Raw genomic sequence first — 22,689 nt, 5'->3', positions numbered from 1 at the left:
TGGTAGACCATGATAAAAATAAAAAAATCGGGAATTATTTTTAGTGCACTTTTTTTGCTTAATACAATAATTCTGGGAGCGATTCTCGGCTGGTCTCTTTCAGAAACTAAAAATATAATAAATTCCGAATATATAAAAGATTTTGATACAGCGCTTCCTACAAAACTTCTTGATATAAACGGCGAAATAATCACAGAATTTGCATCTGATGAAAAACGCGAAATCATCGCTTACAACAATCTTCCTCAGCACATGGTAGATGCCTTGATCACACGTGAAGACAGGGTCTTCTTTTCTCATAACGGGTACAACCTAAAAGCGATTTTTCGAGGCGTTGCGGGCATCCTTACAGGTCGTTCACTAGGTGGAGGTTCGACATTGACTCAACAGATTGCCGGTACGCTTTATTGCGATCGTGCAGACAAAAGTATTTTGCGAAAACTCAAGGAACTTTGGTGGGCGATTCAGATGGAACGCCGTTACTCTAAAAACGAGATTCTGGAACTTTATCTGAATAAAATCTACTTTGGCGGTGGCACATACGGTGTAAATGCCGCTTCTAAATATTATTTTGGACATTCGGCGACTGAGATTACGCCTGCCGAAGCTGCGATTCTCGTAATTCAGCTTTCAAACCCGGCATTTTACAATCCTTTTGACCATCCGAACAGAGCGATGGACCGTCAAAAATATGTTTTAAAATCAATGGTTGCGTCCGGTTTTATAACACAACAGCAAGCCGATGAATCTTTTGAAAACTATTGGTCAAATTTTGACTACACTCGTACGTCGACATCGGCATATATGATGCGCGATGACAAAGCTCCGTGGTTCAGTGAATACGTGCGCAGGGAACTGACAGGAATGATTTACGGTTCCGACGATATTTACACTTCAGGATTCACTGTAAACACGACAGTAAACCTAGCTCACCAGCAGATTGCGCAAAATGTTATGACAGAATGGATTGAAACCGCGAATGAACGCTATAAAAAAGAACACTCTTCTAAAACCGATGTCGCATTCAACACTTATATTCCGCTTACAGAGATGATGGCTCTTCTTCTCAACATCCCTGAATTAAAAGTCAGCGAACAGCGCGCTGAAATAGTTGCAAACAGCACTTTTATAAATAAAATCACACCTGTTATTGACGTCGTTTCAATGATGACTGGAACAGACAAACTCAAAGTGAATATAGTAAATCGGGCTACGGCGCTAGCTAAACAGAATGAAGAAAAGACGACGATTGAAGGAACTATGATTGCGCTTGACCACTCAAACGGTTACATCGACGCCCTTGTAGGTGGAAGCAAGTTTGATTCAGATAATCAGTTTATTCGAGCGACCCAGGCTAAAATTCAACCGGGTTCAGCGTTCAAGCCTCTCTATTATTCAGCCGCGATTGATTCAAGAAAATTTACTCCGACTACCCAGATTTCCGACAGCATGGTTGTATTTCACACAGCAGATGGAAAGCCTTACATTCCTTTGAACTTCCTCGGAGAATGGGTAGGAAACGTACCTTTATATTATGCTTTGATTCGTTCGATGAACGTTCCGTCTCTTAAAGTGCTCGACGGTATAGGTTTTGAAGCGGCGATAAACAGAGCAGTTGCGCTTTTAGGTATTCCAAAAGACGAAATTTCTTCACGCTCTTTTGACCCTGTTTACCCTCTCGGGCTCGGTGTATGTTCTGTTCGACCCGTTGAAATGGCACGTGCTTACGCTATTTTTGCAAACGGCGGTAAAGATATAAAACCAATGGCGATCAGGACTGTCGAGGATAAAAATGGAAACGTAATTTTGAACCCTGAGCTTGAAATTCGCAAAGAACAGGCCGCAAAAGGTGAAAAGATTCAAGTTATTTCACCTCAAAACGCTTTTGTCATGACTAAGCTTCTTGAACAGACTGTAAACAATGGCGTTGGTACACTTGCTAAACAAAGGTGGCGTTTTGAATACCACGGCGCGAATGGAAATTTTTATCACATGCCTGCCGGTGGAAAAACAGGAACAACACAAAACTGGGCAGATGCATGGACTTGCGGAATCACTCCTTATTATTCGGCTGCATTTTGGTTTGGATTTGACAGACCCGGTCAATCACTTGGATTGAGAATTACAGGTTCTACACTTGCAGGTCATGCATGGGGCGAATATTTTGGCAAAGTTCATGCAGACTTACCTTACAAAGACTGGATAAAACCTGCTTCAGGCGTAATTCAAGTTACAGTCTGTAGCGAAAGCGGTCAACTTTTAACAGAAGCGTGCGGAGATCACAAAACAACGCAATGGTATCTTGAAGGAACTCAACCGACAGAAGTTTGCCAAATTCACTCAAATTCTTCAACTTCAAAACTTTCGTTGATACGTCTCGAAAAACTGATGTATAAATCAGGGCAAAAATTCAGCCTTGATTACGATTTTACGCCTCTCACTTATGACCTCAACAAACCGCTTTCTGCATCAGACACTTCCGACAGCGATGATGAAAATGAAGAAGAGCCGGAGACAAAAGACAACGCCCTTGATTATAACTATTTGATGGAATAAAATTGAAGTTGCATCGGAGGGAATTATGCTTGTACAGATTAAAGATATAAAGATAAAAAAACGAGTTCGCAAAGACCTCGGAAACCTTGAAGATTTGAAAGACAGCCTAAGGACTTACGGGCTATTAAATCCAATCACTTTGAACAGCCGTTATGAATTGATTGCAGGAGAACGCCGACTTCAATCAGCTATTCAGCTTGGCTGGACGAGCATAAACGCAAACATTGTAGATAACATTACAGACATAGACCAGCTAGAGATGGAGATTGAGGAGAACAACCAGCGAAAAGATTTTACAGATTCCGAGCTGATGGAAGGCTACAAAAGGCTCAATCGCCTCCGAAATCCGGGATTTTTTTATAAAATATATCTTTTCTTCAAGCGCCTTTTCCAAAAAATCAAACATAAATTATCACAAAAAAAACAAGAAAAATAACATAGGCTTTGCCTTTTTGAATATATTGTCGGAGAAGAATTATCAAAAATACGACAGATAACGGAATATTGATGAAACTTTTTTCTAAAAAAACATTTATCGCAGCGGTTGTTTTTATCGCAGCGGAGGTCAGCGCATTTTCGCTCGGAGCTGGAGCCCAATTCAATCTCACACCGAGTTTTTTGATAAATCAAGATGGTGCAAAAAATCCAAAAATTGATTTTTCAGCGATCGGAACATTTAAATTCGATAGGCTTTTTGCCGCAATTGGAGCCGGATTAAACGCAGGTTTTCACAATTCGTCATTTACGTTCGGTCCATCAGTTTTTTTTGATTATTGGGCAATAAACTTTCAAATAGAAAACACATTAAATTTTTATTCAGGAGTCGGGGCGTCTGCCGCTCTTGTGACAGATATAAAAAACTGGAAGTTTGAAACCGGAGTGCGTTTTTTTGCAGGGCTAAACAGGCTTTTGATAGACAACTACATAGAAATCTATGTGCAGCAGAATATAGTCCCGTCATATTCGATGATTTTGGGAAACAATGCTGATTTTGATTCACAGTCGTTCCGTTTCAACTTTCCTCTTGAGATTGGAACGAGATTACATTTTTAAGAAACTCAACGACTTTTTCCCCATTTTCTTTAAGTTTCCATGGAGCATTTATGACAATCATTCCACTGCCATATAAACGCGGCGGATTTTTTTTATCTTCATCGGAGAGCACCATGTCAAGAGATTTTTCGACATGTCTATCTTTATCAAAAACACAAAGTTTGAGATTTACGATTTCGGTATTTTTATTTACGCGTCTGACATCGCTTTTTATATTTTCAAGCATTGAATTTATCTCTGTTTCACGGTGAGCTAGGAGCGGATACCACAACAAAAATATCCCATTGCTCCATTTTTTGAAAACCTCACATATTGTTTTTGCAGCAAGTTCATAATCTTCAGACTCTTCATAGCTCGGATCAATTAAGACGGCGCCTCGCTTTGTATGAGGCGGGGTCAGAGCTTTGAGCATTTCCCAACCGTCTCTCTTGTGAATCATGACAGACGGAAAATCACTGTCTTCCGATTTTTTATAAAAACTATCATTTATATTTTCCCTGAGGTTCTCTATTTCCTGCGGGTGTAGCTCCGAAAGAATTAAAAAGTCTTGGGAACGCATAAAATCTCTTTCGATTAAAGGTGAACCGGGATAAAGATTTTTCTTTGCATACGTTTTTACAATATCTATGTAATCTAAAAAATCGGGAAAATCAAAACAAGGAGTGTCATCGAGCGCTTTCAACAATTTTTTGATTCCGCAAGACGCTTCGCCAGTTTTTAAACTCCTGTTATCTTCAAAATCATAAAGACCGCTTCCGCTGTGAGTGTCAAAAAAAGTATATGGATTTTCTTTTTTATTTAGAGATTTTAATACAAATGTCAAAACAAAATGCTTGAGGATATCGGCGTGGTTTCCTGCGTGGTATGCGTGTTGGTAACTCAACAAAGCTCATCGACCTCTTTGAGCCAGATCGAAGCACTCGCATCGCTTGGCATTCTCCAATCTCCACGAGGAGATAGATTTACTGTCCCGATTTTTACGCCATCGGGCATGCACGAACGTTTGAATTGTTGGCTGAAAAATCGTTTATAAAAAGTTTTGAGCCATTTTTTCATAAAATCCGCATCATATTTTTTTGCAAGCTCCGAATTGCGAGCAAGAAAGTAGATTTTTGAAGGCGAAAAACCAAATCGAAGCAAATAATAAAGATAAAAATCGTGAAGTTCATACGGTCCAACCAAATCTTCAGTTATCTGGCTGATTTTTCCATCTGCAGGTGGGATGAGCTCCGGCGACACAGGAGAATCAAGAATATCAAATAAAACGTCCGAATATTCTTTTCTGCCTTCTGAAAGAGCCTGCTCTGCAAACAATTCAACAAGATAGCGGACAAGGGTCTTTGGAACTGAGGAATTTACGCCGTACATAGACATGTGGTCTCCGTTGTAAGTGCACCATCCGAGCGCTAGTTCAGAAAGGTCGCCAGTCCCTACAACAATTCCACCAGTCTTATTTGCATAGTCCATCAAAACTTGAGTTCTTTCCCTCGCCTGACAATTTTCATAAGTGACATCGTGTTTTTTTTCATCTTGTCCGATATCAAAAAAATGGCTGCGGACGCTGTTTTCTATACGAATCTCTTTTAGAATGACGCCGCATTCTTTTGCGAGTTTGCATGCGTTGTTGTAAGTTCTGTCTGTTGTCCCAAAACAAGGCATAGTGATGGCGGTGATTCCGCTCCTGTTGATTTTGCAAATGTCAAATGCATGGCAAGTGACAAGAAGAGCGAGAGTTGAATCAAGTCCCCCGCTCAAACCTATCACAGCAGATTTACAATTTATGTGCTTGAGGCGTTTTGCAAGTCCATGAGATTGAATGTTTATGACTTCTTCACATCTTACTGTGCGTTCTGTTTTATCTGATGGAACAAACGGATGCGCATCGATATATCTGAACAAGTTTTTATCTTCTTTTTTAGAAACAGACTTTTCCCCAAATCCTATCGAATGAGAGTTTTCCGGCAAAAGGTCGACAGTAAGTTCAACATAATCCTCAAAACCTATAACGCTGTTGTTTGCAGAAAAACTATAGCTCGTAGAATGACGGCGTTCCTGACAAATCCGTTCAATATCAACATCTGCAATAATCGAATCTCCGCTGAAAAGTTTTGACTGTGCAAGAAGAGTTCCGTTTTCAAAAATCAAATTATGACCTGCAAAAACCATATCTTGAGTAGATTCATCGCAGCCCGCATTTGCATAAATGTACGCACACATTGAACGAGAGCTCTGCGTTTTTACAAGGAGACGGCGATAGTCAGCCTTACCGATTATCTCATTCCCGGCAGAAAGATTCGCGATGATAGTTGCTCCTGCTAAAGTGTGACGCGTTGAAGGCGGAAAAGGAACCCATAAATCTTCGCAGATTTCACAAGCGACTGCAATCTGAGGATTTTTTTTATCTTTTATTATGATGTCTGTTCCAAAAGGAATATCTTCAAATTTCCCGATTGAAACATAGCGAGTCTGCATGTTCTGTAGGAACGGAGTAAACTGTCGTCTTTCATAAAATTCACCATAATTTGGCAGATAAGATTTTGCTATAAGGGCGATGATTTTTCCGTGATGGATTGCAGCTGCGACATTGTATATTCCTTCTGTTTGAGAAAAAGGAAGACCGACAAATATCAGCGCATTTAAGTCTGATGTCGACTCTGCGATTTTTTCCAGCTGTTCGACAGACGAATTTTGGAGAGTTTTTTGGAAAAATAAGTCGCCACAAGTGTAACCTGTTATCGAAAGCTCAGGGAAGACGATTACAGACGAACATTTTTCGCCAAGCTCTTTGGCAGTTTTTATAATATTTTTTGCGTTTGTCTCGCAATCGGCAACGACAAGCTCTGGACTGGCACAAGCGACCCGTAAAAATCCGTAGTTCATGGCGATATTATAGCACAATTTCCTTTTTTTTACAGCGCTGTTTTTAAACGCATATAGCACGGACAAACACGGAGAGTGCACATAATTTGCAAAATCAGTGTAAACCCGTGCCATTAAGCGCTTGAACAAAACTTCACAGAAAATCAGAGGCTGATCGAGTTACTTAGTAAAAACAATCTGTCCGTTAGCTCCACGAACTTTAATTGTGTCGCCGTCTTTTACATTTCCGGCAAGAAGTTCACGAGCGAGAGGATTTTCAACATACGTCTGAATCGCTCTCTTTACAGGACGAGCTCCCATAGTCGGATCATATCCTTTGGCAGCAAGGAAGTCGATTGCAGTCTGATCAAAATCAAGTTTAATCTTGCGGTCGGCAAGCCGGCTTGAAACTCTATCGAGCTGAAGTTTTATGATAGAACTTATGCAGTCTTTTGAAAGCTGCTGGAACATCACAATTTCATCAATACGGTTTAAGAATTCAGGACGAAATGTCTGTCGCAAAAGAGTGTTGATACTGCCCTTTAATTCGTCGAGTTTCTTTTGAGTGTCAGCCTCAAGAATTAAATCGCTACCGAGGTTGCTTGTCATGATGATGATTGTATTTTTAAAGTCTACAATCCTACCCTGACCATCGGTGAGACGACCGTCGTCCAACACTTGAAGCAAAACATTAAACACATCAGGATGCGCTTTCTCAACTTCATCAAACAGAATTACGCTGTAAGGTCTTCTGCGAACGGCTTCTGTAAGCTGACCGCCTTCATCATAACCGACATATCCCGGTGGCGCTCCGATAAGGCGTGTGACGCTGAACTTTTCCATATATTCGCTCATATCAATTCGAGTGAGCGCTTTTTCATCGTTGAACAAAAAGTCTGCCAAAGTTTTTGCAAGCTCTGTCTTACCGACTCCTGTTGGTCCGATGAACATAAAACTTCCGAGAGGTCTGTTAGGGTCGTTGAGACCGGAACGGTTACGGCGGATTGCATCTGCGACAACCTGAACAGCTTCGTTCTGACCGATAACTCGCTTGTGCAAAACATCTTCCAACTGAAGGTATTTTTGTTTTTCGCCGGTCAACATCTTTGAAACAGGAATACCTGTCCACGTCGAAACAACTTTAGCAATATCTTCTTCCGTAACTTCCTGGCGGAGCAAGCTCTCACGACCTGAATCAGCTTTTTCTTTTTCACTTTTCAACGCATCTTCAAGCTGCTTTTGCAATGTCGGGATTGTGCTGTACTTAAGCTCTGCGGCTTTTTCCAGGTTGCCTTCACGAGTAAATTTTTCTTCGTTAAAGCGAGCCTGTTCAAGTTGCTCTTTAAGATGTTTTCCTTTGTCGATGCTGTTTTTTTCATTCTGCCACTGAAGTTTCATCGCATCACGTTTTGCAGTTATCTCCGCAAGTTCTTTTTCAAGTTTTTCAAGGCGTTCACGGCTCGCTTCATCATCCTCCTTGCTCAAAGATTGTTTTTCAATCTGAAGCTGAAGCATTTTTCTTTCAACTTGGTCGAGCTCCGTAGGCTGACTTTCGATCTCCATCTTAAGACGGCTCGCAGCTTCATCGACAAGGTCAATAGCTTTATCAGGCATATAACGATTTGTGATGTAGCGGTTAGAGAGCGTTGCAGCAGCAACGAGAGCTTCATCTTCAATTCTGACTCCGTGATGAATTTCATATTTTTCACGAAGTCCACGGAGGATTGCGATTGTGTCTTCTACGGAAGGTTCTGCGCAATAAACTTGCTGAAAACGGCGTTCAAGAGCGGCGTCTTTTTCTATATATTTACGATACTCATCTAGAGTTGTCGCACCGATTGCACGTAACTCACCGCGAGCGAGAGCAGGTTTTAAGAGATTGCTTGCATCCATGCTGCCTTCACTAGCGCCCGCACCGACCAAAGTGTGCAATTCATCTATAAATAAAATAATCTGTCCTTCCGACTTCTGAACTTCGGTTATAAGCGCTTTAAGACGCTCTTCAAATTCTCCACGGAATTTTGCACCTGCGACAAGGCTTCCTAAATCGAGGGCTAGCAGCCGCTTATTTTTCAAACTTTCAGGCACATCACCGCTGGCGATTCTTCTCGCCAAACCTTCAACAATTGCAGTTTTTCCGACGCCCGGCTCCCCGATTATCACGGGATTGTTTTTTGTACGTCGACACAAAACTTGCATGACGCGGCGGATCTCTTCATCTCGACCGATTACAGGATCAATCTTATCCTGACGTGCAAGAGCAGTTAGGTCTCGGCAATATTTTTCGAGCGCACGAGATTTTGATTCAGGGTCTTGAGAATCTACAGTCTGGTTGCCACGAACAGATTTTAGAGACTCAAGAATTGTCTTGTGATTTATTCCAGATTTTCTCAATAAGTCGCCTGTTTTATCATCAGAATCAGACATTGCTAAAAGAATGTGCTCAGTTGAAAGATATTGATCATGGAGCGCATTCATCTCATTTTCCGCTTTTGCAAGAACTTTTTGCATCGGAGAAGAAAAATAAATTTGTGCAGCGCCACTCACTTTTGGATTTGAGTAAACTAAATCTTTTACTTTTTTTAGAAGTTCCGAAGAAGGTACTCCAATTCTGTCGACAATTGGAGCTACAAGTCCGTCTTGCTGTTCAAGCAAAGCTTCAAGAACGTGTTCCGTTCCAATTTCGGAATTGTCATTTTTGTTTGCGATTGAAGAAGCTTCCTGAATTGCTTCTTGCGTTTTTATTGTAAAATTTTCATAATTCATTTCGACTCCCCTGAAAAATCTTTTAAAATTCTTCATTCAATGTCAAAAATAATAATAAAACAATAAAAAGGCAAATTTTCAGAAGGATATGACAAATGAGGCTGATTTTTTTGTTTTTATAAAATTAAAATTCGCCGGCTTCGGAGTGTCCGAACCCACAAACAACTTTTACAAGATTTGCGTGTTCTATCTGTTCAAGCGTATTCCCAATTTTTTTGTAGAGCTTAATCTCACCTGTTCCTGAACCGCCTTCAAGCAAGTTTAAAATCTTTCTCGAACCTTCAGGTAATTCAAGCAATCTATTTACAAGCTCTTTTATTTTACAAAATACATCGATGTCGATTACCCACGTTTTATTGTTCAAACTCACAGACCAGTGAAGAAGGTTTTCGTCAGGGTTATCGGATTCTGGCATTTGGACGCAATTCCAAACAGTATTGTACTGGCGTTTTCCGCCGTCTGCACATAGCTTGATATCGATATCTTCAAACTTTCCAATAAATGAAACGCGGTCTTCGAAAATACCTTTTAAGGCAAATGAAGAATTCATCAGAGTTTTTCCAGTGATGACACTAGTTAGATTTTCCGCAGAAATTGAAAAATAAGGATCTACGATTGTCTTTCCCCAAAATCGTTCCATATAGCCGTTGCAGCGTTTCGGGTCGACTTCATAATCGATTCCGTTAAAATTCAAAGTTCCTGAATACGACGTCCTAAGACCAAACGGGAACCACCTAAAATCGTCTTTTTTATAGCCGTCGATATAATCGTGTTCAAAATCGTAAGTTAAATTCCATTTTGCATAGCCTGTATCTGAAAAATACTCCGGGTGTGATTTGATATTTTTCTCGGGAACATCTATGAAACCGCTTATTTTTTCCGAACTGAAATATTTATTGTTGATAGTAACTTCGAAAGGTTTTGAATTTGTCTTTAAATCTTTTATTGGGAAATAGCTGCACAATTCTTTTCCGTTTTTCCCGAATTTTCCGATTCTGACTGCGCAATAAGATGGTTGCACAATAGACTCTGTTGTCAAACTTTTAGCAGATTCAGTTCCGGCAAGCGCATATTGAAGGTCTTCTTGAGTAAAATTGACTCTTGTTTTAAATCCTAAAATCACCTCATTTTGAGAAACCCAAGGATTTAGAATTTCGAGTTCTATATAAAACATATTTTCGGCACCAGTCATAGAATCAACTGCGTTAAAAATAAAACGCCATACGTTTAATCCATTTTTTTTATTTGTACCTATCAGCCCGAATTTGTAGTCGTTTGATTTTTTTATCTTTGTTGCCATATTGTAAAAATACCTTTACCAATTAAATTTTCGGCAGCTAATGGAAAAACATTAATGATAGATACTATAGATAAACCAATATAATACTTTTGCAAAAAGAATAAAAAAAACGGCTCTTCTACAATAGAAGAAACCGTTTCAAAAAGATTCATGATACCGGCAGATTTATTCATATCAGTCTCTGAAAAGCTTATCTATAGACTCATGTGTTGCTTTTTGCTCGTCAGGAAAGTTATCATTGATATATTCAAAACATTCAACGGCTGCTTTTTGAGCATGTTCATACCAGATTTCATAAAGTTCAGGCTTCAAATCATTGCTTGGAAATGGAGCCCCTTGTACATCAGAAACTAAATCGCGCATCATTTTAAGACACTGTTTCATTTTTTTATCCATAAAACGACAAATCTCCTTTGAAAGGCTATTCTGTATTCCTTTAGATTATAATGGAATATTTATTTTTTTTCCACCTATATTGATTTTTTTATCGCAAAAAACAGATTTAGTGCATGATTCGGAAACATTTTTGTACAATCGTTTTGCAGCTTTTTCAATATCTTCAGGTGTGACAGACAAAAGATAATCTACCCTTTTTTGCTTGAAAGATTGCGGGTTTCCATAGAGCATTCCTTCAAAACTGCGTGAGCCTCTGTCTTTTGGGCAAGATGGAACAATTGCGTCTCCATAACAGCTTACGATTGTCTTTTCAATATCTTCTGCGGGAATCTGTTTGTTTGATATTTCTTTTAGAGAATCTATAAATACCTCGACTGATTTTTCAGGGGCAGGATCACGGTATGAAGTCATGACTAAAGTGCGGTCGCTGTTGTCTGTCCATGCACCCGCCCCGTAAGCTCCGCCTATAGTTCTGACTTTATCCCACAAAGTGTGATTTGAAAACCATGATGTAAACACAACTTCTGCGGCAGCTTCTTTTGTCATAAACCCTGATGCTTTTGAACTGGCGGCGGCGTATCCTGTCTGCGATTCAACTTGAATAATCTGAAGTGCGTTGTCTTGAACGGCATCTTCAAACTGAACAATGTAATGTTTGTAATCATCGAAAGTGTGTTCAACGGCAGGCAAAAGTTTTGTTATTTTTGCCTCTTTTGCAAAATCGCTAAGCATAGGTTTTATCTTTAAAAGGGAATCTTTATCAGCTGTGATGTGAATAATTCCGCCTGATTTGATACATTCTTTGTAAATATATTCAAAAGTTTTTAATGTTTTAGCAGATGTTTTTTTGTTGTAATTTTTTACAGTCTCAAGCTGTGATATTCCCCACATTATTTCATTTAGAGCTTGATGTACAGATGATGCAGCTCGCGTTCGCTTTACAGAATAGTCGCGACCGGAAGAGACGAGACCTGCTTTCTTTTCCGCTTTGAGTTCTTGAATAAGGCTGTCAAAACGTTTTTTATCATCAAAGTCCATTGTAGTTATAATTTCAGCGAGGAGTTTGAGGGTTTGTTTTGCCATGTCAGTAAGAGCTTTGCAGCTGATTCCAATCCAATTCCTTCCACAAAAATTGTAATCCGAATATTTTGCCGCGTATTCTTTGCAATCAGGTGAATCGGGAACAGAACCGCAGCATGTGCGCCCCCAGACATCTCCCATCACACAGGCTGATTCTGCAATACAGTCGTCCCATCTTTTGCCGTTCCACCCGATATTTGTAATTATGCTTGAAAGAAACGGAATATGCTGATAGTAGTTTGGTGCAAGTCTGTCAAATGGGAAGAGCAAATCTATATAAAAAAGACCGTTTGTATCTTCCTCACTTACAAAAAGTGGAATATCTGAACCGTCGGCGCCGCATACAAATTCAAGTTTTGTTTCTGCAATATCTATTTTCGGATCAAGTTCACAGAGTTTTGTTGTCGGAATACACGCTGTTTCTTCCGGAGTCTCGATGTGGTTTTGGTATGAATGAAGTTCGTCGAGGTCTTTTTTAAGTTTTGCCTTATCTATATCTTTTGAAAACTTTTCAATCAAATTCTTTTCCGCATCTGAACGTTTTGAAAAATATTCTTTAGACGGCTCTGCAACGAACTTTACTACAACTTTATTATCGATAAAATATTTTTTGATAAGTTTTTTTGTAAAACTTTTGTCTTCTTTAAGCTTAGTTTTTAACTTTTCAAATGAAGTGATCGGTGAGAGCCGGTTCACACATGATTTGCCGTTTACCCAAGATTTAAGGACCTTTTCCATAATCTGAATTGAAGGTGGTCCCCAATTCCTGTTTACTTCGCGAAGAGTAAAATCTATTCCCATAACGGCTGAATCTATATCTTCTTGTGCAATTCCGTTTTTATAAAGGTCGCTCATCGTTTTTTCAATCAAATCGAATACTTTTTGCTCATCATCTTTTTTTACACCCCAAAGACCTGCTGTAAAAAATTCCTGATCGAACTGTCCGAAGTTGCCGCAAGAAATCTCATCACCAAATTCGGAATTCTTCAGCGCAATTGAAAGAGGTGAACTGTCATTTCCACATATCACTTCCGAAAGAAAATATTTTTCAATATCAGCTGTCCCGGTGTACCAGCTCATCGTAACTAATTCGCCTGTTGAACCTGTCTCAGGCGCTACAGAACGCACCTCTGTAGATTTTTTTACAAGAGTCAATTTTTGAAGTTCTGCAATTTCAGGATCTATCACAGGAAGTTTTGAATCAGCATGAAGAATATCATTCTTGCATTTGTATTTTTCAATTATTCGCCCGATAAAACGTTCATCGATAAAATCAAGTTGCTGTTCTGTCGGAATATCTCCGTACAAAAAGAGAAGGCAGTTGTCAGGATTGTAAAATTTCTGATGAAAATCGAGAAACTCCTGATATGTGAGCGACGGAATATCGAGCGGATCCCCTCCTGAATCAAAGGCAGGATAACTTTTTGGAAACATTGCGCTTATCTGCTCACTGAATGCAATCGGCTGAAATGAAGAATAATTTCCTTTCATCTCATTGTAGACAACCCCCTGAATGCTCAATTTTCCATTTTCGTCCATCTCAAGGCGGTGTCCTTCTTGAAGAAAAGTCGCATGGTCAAGTTTTGGAAAAAACACAGCATCGGCATAAACGTCCATGATATTGAAATAGTCAGAGCGAACTACAGATGCGCCGGGATAAACAGTTTTATCGGGATACGTAAGGGCGTTCAAAAAAGTGTTTAAACTTGTGCTCACAAGTGTAGAAAAAGGTTCTTTTAGCTGATATTTTTCACTGCCGCACAAAACAGAATGTTCCATAATGTGAGCAGCTCCTTTTGAATTCTTTTCAATTGTCCTGAATGCGAATGCGAAGAGATTCTCTTTATCATTTTTTACTATATGATAGATTTCAAGTCCTGTTTTTCTGTGACGCAGATATACACCTTTTGCTGAATAGTCAGGAATGTCATCGACAGAAATAAGTATAAAATCTTTGTAAACTTTTCCAATATTGCAAGCATCTAAAAAATCGAACATAACGATGTAATTATAGTGAAATTGGACTTGTTAGACAAATACGTCTTCGTTTCTATCTTTGATTATAAGATGCCCGGCCTCAAAAGCGCGCCGGAGTTTGCTAAAAAATTCAGATGTAATTCTTTCACATTCAGAACGGCGCATAGGTTTTAAAATATCTTCCTGTTCCAAAACTTCAGTGCGACGCCCGGAAGAAATATTGCTTAAAATTTTTTTTCGGAATTCTTCATTTTTTCCTGCAATTAAATACGCAATTTCAACTTCCGTCATTTCACGCAGTTCTTTTTGAACAAACCTGTCATCGGATTTTACGACGTCATCTATTGTAAAAAGCCTGCTTCTCAAATCTTGTCCGAGGTCGGGATCCTCTTTTGAAAGGTAAGAAAGGATATCGTTTTCAGAGCCTACATCCATTTTTTTTAGAATCTGCGCAAGAGCATTTCTACCATCTATATTTTCTGCTCGCTCTACAGTCTGACTCAGTGATTTTTCATGCATAGCCTGGTCAACACGGCGCAGGACATCGGGAGAGACAGGTTCCATCTTTGCAAGCCGCATTACAACATCTTTTTTTTCATCATTCTTCATCATATTTATGATTGAAGCAGCTTTTTTTGGCTCAAGGTATGAAAGGACTAGCGACTGAACTCCGACATTTTCGTCTTTCAAAAGAAGGTAAACGCGCTCGCTGTCAGCGTCTTTTAGATAATCAAAAGGAATTTTTCCTTCCAATGGAATCGCTTTTTTAAGCATTTGATCGGCACGTTTTTTGCCATAAGCCTTTTCGAGCATTTCGCGGGCAGTTTCTATGCCGCCTTCTTCGCGAGCTTTATTTAATAGCCCATTGAATTCTTCAAGAATTACGGCTGCTTCGTCCTTGTCTACAGAGCGAATTGAAGCAATTTCCGGGATTATCTTTTCAATTTGAGTTTCAGAAAGATGAGGTAGAATTTTTGCAGCTTCGTCTTCTCCAATCAAAAGAAGGAATTTTGCGACGCGACGGTAAACGGAGTCTTTGCCATCAGCTTCAGGTTTGTCTACCGAAACTTTTAAAAGCCCACCCTCTTTTAGAAAATCAGTCGCATTCTCAAGGCGCTGGTCAACAGGTTTTGAAGATTTTTTTTGATAAGCAGCGGCGTGAAACTCATTTAAATTCATAAAGATATCCTATCATATAAAATTCAGACTTTCAACGTAACAGAACTTCCGCCTGTACGAGATTTAGTGACGACAATCTGCCTGTCTATCTTTTCTTTAAGATAATCGACGTGAGATATGATTCCGACAAGTCTGCCGTTTTCGGAAATGCCGGCAAGTGCGCTGTAAGCCTTTTGGAGTGCATCGGCGTCGAGCGTGCCAAAGCCTTCGTCTACAAACATCGTATCAATCTTTATTCCACCTGAAGAACAGGCAATCTCGTCTGACAGTCCCAAAGCAAGCGAAAGAGAAGCTTGAAAAGATTCTCCTCCTGAAAGAGTTTTTACGTCGCGTTCGTCGCCTTTCCAGTGATCTATCACGTTCAAATCAAGACCGGCTTGAGAGCGCGCATCTGCGACAATTTTTTTTCGTGTAAGTTCATATTGCCCGTCAGACATTATCAAAAAACGTTTGTTTGCGTGAGCGATGATTCTGTCAAAATAAGTCATCTGAACGTATGTTTCGAGCATGATTTTAGCTTTTCTCTGTGCGAGTTTACCGTTGGCCGTGTTCGAGAGCGCTGAAACGAGTTGAAACTCTCTTTGTTTTTTTGTGAAAGATTCCGAAGCAACCAAAATATTTTCCAGTGCACTTTTATTTGACTGATTTTGCGAATAAAGTTTTGAATATTCTTCTTCCAGCTGCTCTTTTTCGTTTTTCAGTTTTTCAAAGCTCTGAATCAACTCGACTTCTTTTGAAATATCTTTTTTTTCCGTGCGTTTTTTAAGTTCTTCCGCTTTTCCTTCAAGGGCTTTTATGTCATTTTGTTCTTCAATAAATTTTTCTAGAGCTTGATTTTGTTCGCTCTCTGCATTTTTTATACTTTCTTCAATTTTTTCGATTTCATTTACGGCGGATCTTCTGTCCGAAAATTGAAGATTTTTTTTCATCTGTTCAACAGATTTTTCATCTGCTTCGATTTTAGTTTTATTTTGGATAAGATGATTGTTCAACTGTCCAAGCTCTTTCTCAAGTTTTTCGAGCTGCTCTTTTTCTATAGGAATTTTTCCTTCGAGCAGCTGATGTCGCTCAATTTTTTTTAATTCCGAATCGAGAAGATTTTTATTTTTATCGATTAAAACTTTTGTATTTTCACACAATTCCAAAAGTTTAGATTTTTGCTCGGGCAGAGAGTTTTCATCAAAATCTTCGAGTTCAAAATCTTTTGTTTCATAAACTTTTTTGCAATCTTTGGAAAGCTTTTTGAAAATCTCTTCACATTCATTTTTTAGAACTGCAGCGTTTTCGCTTGTCCGACGGTATTCTTTTTCCGCAGTTTCAGATTTTATCCGCAGCCGCTCAAGTTCTTTATCAGAAACAACAGACTGAGGAACTTTTGCAGGGTTTGGATGATGGACAGAGCCGCAGACCGGACAAGGATGATTGTCTTTCAACTCTTTTGCAAGAATTCCAGCCTGTGAGTCAAGGAATTCTTTATTTTTCTGCCGATATTCTACCGCTATTTTTTCTGCGAAATCAGATACTTTTAAATACTCTTCCTGTATTTTTTTATAATCAGCTGATTTTTTTTCGGCAATCGAAAAGCATTCTTCAAGTTCAATAAATTCTGCCATCTGATTTTCAAGTTTTCCGATTGCAGCATTGTATTCTGCACGCTTTTCTCCGGCATCTAAAAGCGTTCTGTTTTCATCTTCAAGTTTTTTTAAAAAATCAGTTTTGAGAACTTTTTCGTTTGACAATTCGTCGCATTTTTTTTCCAAAACAAGTGAATCGCCTTTCAATTTATTCAATTCGGAAAAAGACTTCTCAAGCTCATCGTATTTTTGAATATCATTTTTTATGAGCGCAAGTTTTTCAGTTTTTTCTGCATTTTTTTTGACAATTTGAGATTTTTCTTCAACGCATTTTTTTAATATCTCAAGCTGATATTTTTTTTGCAGAATTTGCTGCTCTGTTTTTTTTAAGTTTTCAATATCGATTTTAATATTTTCAACTTCGGAAAGCTCAACATTAAACTTATCGAGATTTTTTTGGTTTTGCGCCCTTTGCCCACAGAGCTTTTCTATTGTTTTTTCATCTTCTGAAATTATTTTATTTATAATCCCAATTTTTTCATTCCATGCAATTTCAGACTTTTTCGCATTTTCAAGTTCAGTTAAAAATTCACTTTTTTCATCGCAACGGACATCATTCATATATTGGTTTAAACTTTCCGAATTTTTTAAACACAGAGCTTTCAAAGAGTGTTCCATCTCAGAAAGTTTTTCCTGAAGTATTTGAAAATTATCTGTTTTAAAAATTTTTCTCAAAATTGCCTGTCTGTCTTCGGTCTTTTCTGCAAGAAGCTTCTGAAAATCTCCCTGAGCAATCATGACAATTTGGGAAAACTGTTCACGGTTAATTCCGAGCAGCTCTATTATTTTTTCGCTGACTTCTGCCTTTTTTGTCAGAATTTTTCCATCGGGAAGAGTGAATTCTACTCCGGCTGCCTGCGTTGTAAGAGAATCTCCGCGTATTGATTTTCTTTCATATTCTGGATTTCGCTTGATTTTGTATAATTTCCCTCGAAATTCAAAATCGAGTTCAACTTCTGTCGGAATATCAGGAGTCGCATACGAAGAGCGCATCATTGAAGTTGAACGAAAAGTTCCGCTCGGTTCGCCGTACAATGCAAACGTGATCGCATCAAAGATTGTTGTTTTACCGGAACCGGTGTCGCCTGTTATCAGGTAAAGCCCTGATTTTCCAAACGCCTCTAAATCTATTTGAGTACGGTTGCAGTAAGTTCCAAAACCTGTTATCACAATTTTAAGCGGCCTCATTTTGAACCTCCCCAAATCTCGGAAATAAGACTTGTGAGAATTTGATTCTGCTCGTCGTTTACATGCTGATTATTCTGAAGATTATAAAACTTTTGGAACAACTCGAGAGGAGAAAGCGTTTCATTTTCAAAGTCTGAGTCTATCTCGCCGACAGATTTTGTGCGTTTATTGTCGTAGTCAAGTTTCATAAGATTTTTGAAGACTGAGCTGAGCCTTGCAAATCCCTCAGGAATGTCATATTCATCTGTAAGAGTGATGTGCAAATAGTCTTCAGTATTTGTATTTTCATAGTTTTTTTTCAGCATTATTTCATCATATTTTCCGCGAATCTCACGTAGGTCTAGTTTTGGAACAAGCGGTGCAAAATCAATTTTAACGTTGCTTTTTTCGTTTATTTCAACGATGGGGATGCTTTTTTTATGATCGCATTCAGAAAATGAATATTTTAGAGGAGACCCACAATACCTGACAGTTTCTTTTAAAATTTTTTGCGAGCCGTGGATATGCCCGAGTGCAACGTAATCAAAATCATCAAAAACAGAAGCGTCGACATTTTCAGAGCCGCCGACACATATCTCTTCAGATTCACAACGCTCGGCTCCGGTAACAAACTGATGCGCGACAATCACATTTCGCTGCGATTTATCGACATTCATATTTTTTACAATCAGTCTGATAGCATCTGTATAAGTTTCAATCTTTTCCTCTGGAAAAAAAGGACGTACAACTGAAGGTTTTACAAATGGAAGAAGGTAAAAATTTATTTTACCGTACTTATCTTCAAGGATAACTTGTTCTGTTTTTCCTTTATAAACAGGTGCAAAATGGATACCGCTTGCAGACATAAGTTTTGCCCCAAAAGTCATTCGCTCCGCAGAATCGTGATTTCCGCTTATGATCAAGACATGAAGTTTTCGACGCGCAAGGCAAGTCAAAAAATTATCAAAAATCTCTACCGCTTCAACCGGAGGAATAGATTTGTCATAAACATCGCCCGCAATGATAACGCAATCAACTTGAGAATCATCAATTATTTTGATTATTTCGTTTAAGATGTAACGCTGATCTTCCAACAAAGAAAACTCGTTGAGCCGTTTTCCTAAATGAAGATCTGAAATATGCGCAATTTTCAATTTTTAAGTTTCGTCCCTAAACTAATATATCACAAAAACTAAAAATTGACCATTTTGGCGTAGTTTCCACCCAACTCAACAAGCTGATGATGGTTTCCTCTCTCAACAATCTCACCGTGGTCAACATAAAAGATAATGTCTGCATTGCGGATTGTGGAGAGACGATGCGCAATGATAAAGCTTGTACGGCCTTTTAAAAGTTGTCCAAGCCCTTTTTGCAGCGCTTTTTCTGTGTGAGTGTCTACGGAAGATGTAGCTTCGTCAAGAATAAGGATGCGTGGGTCACTTAGCAATACGCGCGCAAAACTGATAAGCTGCTTTTGCCCCTGGCTAAGCCCTCCTCCGTTCGCGCTAAGTTTTGTGTTGTAACCATCTGGAAATGCGGAAATAAATTCATGCGCTTGGACGCTCTTTGCGGCATTTATAACTTGTTCATCAGTTGCGTCAAGGCAACCATAGCGAATATTTTCCATAATTGTTCCGCTAAAAAGAAAAGAATCTTGAAGCATTACACCGACTTGTTTTCTTATAGACTTAATCTGCAAATCTTGAATATCAAGCTCGTCGATTAAAATTTTTCCATCATCAGGATTATAAAAGCGGCTCAAAAGGTTTACGATTGTAGTTTTTCCAGCTCCTGTTGGACCTACAATGGCTACAGTCATGCCTGGAGTTATAGTAAAATCAATATCTTTCAAAACAGGATTTTCCGGCTCATAGCTGAAATTCACGTGGTCAAAGCAAACATGACCTCGGATTGGAGGAAGCTCGACAGCGTCAGGCTTGTCTGTGATATCATCTTTTTCATCGAGGAGCTCAAAAATGCGCTCAATGTATGCTCCTGTCGTCACCATTGAATTATAAAAGTTTCCAAGGTTTTGAATAGGCTGCCAGAAACGCCATATATATCCTGCGAACGCTACAAGAGTTCCAATAGTGACAGTCTCTCCTACCCAGTTGATCCCTGCTATGTAGACAAGAGTTACCCCCAGAGTCGAAAGAATATCTACACAAGGCCAGATGATGTTGTTTATGTTCACTGCATGAATCCAAACTTTTTTACATTTGCGGCAAAGAGCGTCAAAAATACTCTGATTCACGTCTTCGCGCGCAAAAGATTGTGTAATTTTCATTCCGTTCAAACTTTCAGAAAGATAAGCTGTCAAATTAGAACGTTTGTAACTTTCCTGTTTCCATGCTTCGTGCTGCTTTTTTTTCATTGAAAAAAGAATGATAAACAAAACAGGGAGAACAGCCATAGCGACCAGAGTCAGTTTCACATCGATTGCAACCATAAACCCAATTATTACAATGAGAGTAAACAGATCGCTTATAAGCTGTATAATTCCGTTAGAAAGCAGTTCAGAAAGCGAGTTGACATAATTTACAACGCGTATCAAGATTTTTCCATGCGGCCTGCTGTCAAAATAACTGAACGGAAGCGACTGAAGTTTTATAAAAACATCTTTTCGAATATTAACAATAATTCTCTGGGCAACGCGCGTCATGATTTTAAGTTTTTTCGCAAGCAAAATTCTTACGAGCAGAGTTGACGCAAGCAAAATCGCCGAGATTATAGCAAGCATCTTGTAATCTTTGTTTGGAATAGCTTTATCTATCGCCATACGCGTCAAGTACGGACTTGTAAGAGATATAGCTGATGAAACAAGCATAATTATGCAAGATAAAACCATCCATTTTGTGTAAGGTTTAATCCATTTCATAAGCCTCATAACAATGTGAGGATTAAATTTCTGTTCTATTTCTTCATCCGCGTCAAATTTGTTGCGAGCCATATTTTACCTGCCTTAACCTTATCCAATCTGTTCAAGATAAACATCGTGATAGTAACCATCACAATTGATAAGCTGTTCGTGACTTCCTTTTTGGACAATCTGTCCGTTCTGAATGACAAGAATCACATCACAATTTTCAAAAGAGGATATTCTGTGGCTTATTATAAATGTAGTGTGCCCTTTTGCCTGAATTTTGATTGAATGTCTGATTTTATACTCAGTGTCGTTATCTACTGCGCTAGTTGTATCATCGAGAATCATTATTTTTGGATTTGCGAGGAAAAGACGAGCAAGCGCGATTCGCTGTTTTTGTCCACCGCTTAAGCCAACTCCTCGCTCTCCAACGATTGTGTCATATCCATCTGTGAGATCCCCAATAAACTCTTTTACTCTTGCAAGCTCAGCCGCTTTTTCCACTTGCTCCATAGAAACATCCTTGTCGGCAAACGCTATATTCCCCTCGACAGTATCGCTGAAAAGAAACGCCTCTTGCATAGTTATTCCCACGTTTCGCCTCAAATCCTGAAGGTTATATTCGCGGACATCTTTTCCATCTATTAAAATAGAACCAGAATCTACATCGTAGTAGCGGCACATCAAGTTTGCGATTGTAGATTTTCCGCTTCCTGTAGGTCCCAAGATTCCGACTGTTGTTCCAGGCTCAATCGCAAAACTCATATTCTGGATCACAGGAGTTTCGTTATACGAAAAATTGACGTTTAAAAATTCAACACGCCCTTCTATCAAAGATTCACTAGCAGACTCTTTTCCTTTTGGACTTTTTATCTTGCTTTGGGCGCAGTTAAGTTCGTAAAGCCTGTCCGCAGAAGCTCCAAAGTTTTGAGTATTATCAACGAGCATTCCGAACATATTGATCGGCTGAATAAACGCCCACATCAAACCGTTGAATGTCACAAGTTCACCCATTGTCATTTCATCATTTATTACAAGATAACCGCCAAACAAGATGAGAACAACAGGAAGCGCCTGACAAAGAGCGTCTATCCAAGGCGTATATTTCACTCGTACATCGGCATTCTCAACTGAAACTTTGCAAAAACTCTCATTTTCTTTGTCAAAAAGCTTTGTCTCATAATCTTCGCGGACAAAAGCCTTTACAACGCGATTTCCTTCAATATTTTCGCCAACACGAGTGTTTAAAACCGCAAACTGGTCACGAACAAGCATGTGGGCAGGTCGTATTTTTATTTTAAATTTTTGAACAAGAAAGAGAACAGGCGGTGCAATTACAAGAAATGCGACAGTGAGTTTCCAATTTATAGACGAAAGCGTGACAATTGAGAAAATATATATAAGACCGTTCTCAATTATCTGATAAATTACCCAAGCGACAAAATGCCTGACTTTATCAAGATCTGATGTAAGAAGAGTTAAAACATTACCGGCAGGGGATTTGTCATACCAGCTGAAATCGAGCGTTTGAATTTGCGCATATAAATCTTCTCTCATTTTAAGAATAACGTTTTGCGAGCAATGTTCAAAAATAGTCTGATATGAATACCTAAAAATAGACTTTAGCAAAGTTGTCAAAATCATTATCGCAGCCAGTTTAAAAAGTAAATTATGTTGTCCGCCTCTTATCACTTTGTCTACAATCTTTCCTGTGACAACAGGATTCACCATATTGAGTGCCGCAACGACGATGCTCATAGACATTCCGACAAGCATCATAAATCTATATCTGCGTACATAAGACCAAATCCATGTAAAAGCACTATTCTTTTTTTCCATCTCAATTCCTCAAATCAGAT

At 39.0% G+C, this 22,689-nt stretch carries 15 protein-coding genes; 3 read left to right on the top strand and 12 right to left on the bottom strand.

Features of this window, described 5'->3' with window-relative positions:
- The first annotated feature begins 9 nt into the window (after positions 1-9).
- From H9I37_RS05015 to H9I37_RS05005, 3 genes are all read left to right on the top strand, one after another.
- Positions 10-2,556: a penicillin-binding protein 1A gene (locus H9I37_RS05015; RefSeq protein WP_187381365.1), complete on the top strand. Its 2,547-nt coding sequence runs from the start codon at positions 10-12 to the stop codon at positions 2,554-2,556.
- A 25-nt stretch (positions 2,557-2,581) separates the two neighbouring features.
- A complete protein-coding gene (locus H9I37_RS05010; protein ID WP_187381364.1) occupies positions 2,582-2,992 on the top strand; it encodes a ParB/RepB/Spo0J family partition protein in 411 nt (136 codons plus the stop codon).
- Between the two features lie 71 nt (positions 2,993-3,063).
- Positions 3,064-3,609, top strand: a complete 546-nt coding sequence (locus tag H9I37_RS05005; protein WP_187381363.1) for a hypothetical protein — start codon at positions 3,064-3,066, stop codon at positions 3,607-3,609.
- Here H9I37_RS05005 and H9I37_RS05000 read toward each other — a convergent pair.
- The 12 genes from H9I37_RS05000 to H9I37_RS04945 form a co-directional block, all read right to left on the bottom strand.
- Complete coding sequence (locus tag H9I37_RS05000; RefSeq protein WP_187381362.1) at positions 3,569-4,495, bottom strand: 23S rRNA (adenine(2030)-N(6))-methyltransferase RlmJ; 927 nt, start codon at positions 4,493-4,495, stop codon at positions 3,569-3,571. The genes H9I37_RS05005 and H9I37_RS05000 overlap by 41 nt on opposite strands.
- Positions 4,489-6,489 (bottom strand): NAD(+) synthase, encoded by a 2,001-nt coding sequence (locus H9I37_RS04995; protein ID WP_187381361.1) that lies wholly within the window; start codon positions 6,487-6,489, stop codon positions 4,489-4,491. The genes H9I37_RS05000 and H9I37_RS04995 overlap by 7 nt, the downstream gene beginning before the upstream one ends.
- Before the next feature lie 159 nt (positions 6,490-6,648).
- Positions 6,649-9,234 (bottom strand): ATP-dependent chaperone ClpB, encoded by a 2,586-nt coding sequence (gene clpB, locus H9I37_RS04990; RefSeq protein WP_187381360.1) that lies wholly within the window; start codon positions 9,232-9,234, stop codon positions 6,649-6,651.
- Between the two features lie 124 nt (positions 9,235-9,358).
- Positions 9,359-10,534, bottom strand: coding sequence for a hypothetical protein (locus H9I37_RS04985; protein WP_187381359.1), 1,176 nt, complete (start codon positions 10,532-10,534; stop codon positions 9,359-9,361).
- Entirely contained in the window at positions 10,519-10,707 is a 189-nt protein-coding gene (locus H9I37_RS04980) for a hypothetical protein (protein ID WP_187381358.1), read from the bottom strand. Before H9I37_RS04980 ends, H9I37_RS04985 begins: the two co-directional genes overlap by 16 nt.
- Before the next feature lies 1 nt (position 10,708).
- Positions 10,709-10,930, bottom strand: a complete 222-nt coding sequence (locus H9I37_RS04975) for a hypothetical protein (protein WP_187381357.1) — start codon at positions 10,928-10,930, stop codon at positions 10,709-10,711.
- Between the two features lie 45 nt (positions 10,931-10,975).
- Entirely contained in the window at positions 10,976-14,008 is a 3,033-nt protein-coding gene (locus tag H9I37_RS04970) for an insulinase family protein (protein WP_187381356.1), read from the bottom strand.
- Positions 14,009-14,038: 30 nt separating this feature from the next.
- Complete coding sequence (locus tag H9I37_RS04965) at positions 14,039-15,166, bottom strand: flagellar motor switch protein FliG (RefSeq protein WP_187381355.1); 1,128 nt, start codon at positions 15,164-15,166, stop codon at positions 14,039-14,041.
- A gap of 23 nt (positions 15,167-15,189) precedes the next feature.
- On the bottom strand, positions 15,190-17,988 hold the full coding sequence (locus H9I37_RS04960; RefSeq protein ID WP_187381354.1) for an AAA family ATPase: 2,799 nt from the start codon (positions 17,986-17,988) through the stop codon (positions 15,190-15,192).
- A complete protein-coding gene (locus H9I37_RS04955; RefSeq protein WP_187381353.1) occupies positions 17,985-19,121 on the bottom strand; it encodes an exonuclease SbcCD subunit D in 1,137 nt (378 codons plus the stop codon). The genes H9I37_RS04960 and H9I37_RS04955 overlap by 4 nt, the downstream gene beginning before the upstream one ends.
- Positions 19,122-19,159: 38 nt before the next feature.
- The gene (locus H9I37_RS04950; protein WP_187381352.1) at positions 19,160-20,917 is read right to left on the bottom strand and encodes an ABC transporter ATP-binding protein; all 1,758 of its coding nucleotides are present in this window, start codon (positions 20,915-20,917) and stop codon (positions 19,160-19,162) included.
- Between the two features lie 18 nt (positions 20,918-20,935).
- The gene (locus tag H9I37_RS04945; protein WP_187381351.1) at positions 20,936-22,669 is read right to left on the bottom strand and encodes an ABC transporter ATP-binding protein; all 1,734 of its coding nucleotides are present in this window, start codon (positions 22,667-22,669) and stop codon (positions 20,936-20,938) included.
- Between the last annotated feature and the right edge of the window lie 20 nt (positions 22,670-22,689).

The organism is Treponema sp. Marseille-Q3903 (assembly GCF_014334335.1).
Taxonomy (GTDB): Bacteria; Spirochaetota; Spirochaetia; order Treponematales; family Treponemataceae; genus Treponema_D.
The sequence above is the reverse complement of the archived record's forward strand: the minus strand, read 5'-3'. Positions and strand labels throughout refer to the sequence as shown.

Coding starts and splice junctions, on each gene's coding strand:
- H9I37_RS04965 (WP_187381355.1), bottom strand. CDS start 15,166: ATGAATTTAAATGAGTTTCACGCCGCTGCTTATCAAAAAAAATCTTCA.
- H9I37_RS05005 (WP_187381363.1), top strand. CDS start 3,064: ATGAAACTTTTTTCTAAAAAAACATTTATCGCAGCGGTTGTTTTTATC.
- H9I37_RS05010 (WP_187381364.1), top strand. CDS start 2,582: ATGCTTGTACAGATTAAAGATATAAAGATAAAAAAACGAGTTCGCAAA.
- H9I37_RS04970 (WP_187381356.1), bottom strand. CDS start 14,008: ATGTTCGATTTTTTAGATGCTTGCAATATTGGAAAAGTTTACAAAGAT.
- H9I37_RS04960 (WP_187381354.1), bottom strand. CDS start 17,988: ATGAGGCCGCTTAAAATTGTGATAACAGGTTTTGGAACTTACTGCAAC.
- H9I37_RS05015 (WP_187381365.1), top strand. CDS start 10: ATGATAAAAATAAAAAAATCGGGAATTATTTTTAGTGCACTTTTTTTG.
- H9I37_RS04975 (WP_187381357.1), bottom strand. CDS start 10,930: ATGGATAAAAAAATGAAACAGTGTCTTAAAATGATGCGCGATTTAGTT.
- clpB (WP_187381360.1), bottom strand. CDS start 9,234: ATGAATTATGAAAATTTTACAATAAAAACGCAAGAAGCAATTCAGGAA.
- H9I37_RS04985 (WP_187381359.1), bottom strand. CDS start 10,534: ATGGCAACAAAGATAAAAAAATCAAACGACTACAAATTCGGGCTGATA.
- H9I37_RS04980 (WP_187381358.1), bottom strand. CDS start 10,707: ATGAATAAATCTGCCGGTATCATGAATCTTTTTGAAACGGTTTCTTCT.
- H9I37_RS04950 (WP_187381352.1), bottom strand. CDS start 20,917: ATGGCTCGCAACAAATTTGACGCGGATGAAGAAATAGAACAGAAATTT.
- H9I37_RS04995 (WP_187381361.1), bottom strand. CDS start 6,489: ATGAACTACGGATTTTTACGGGTCGCTTGTGCCAGTCCAGAGCTTGTC.
- H9I37_RS04945 (WP_187381351.1), bottom strand. CDS start 22,669: ATGGAAAAAAAGAATAGTGCTTTTACATGGATTTGGTCTTATGTACGC.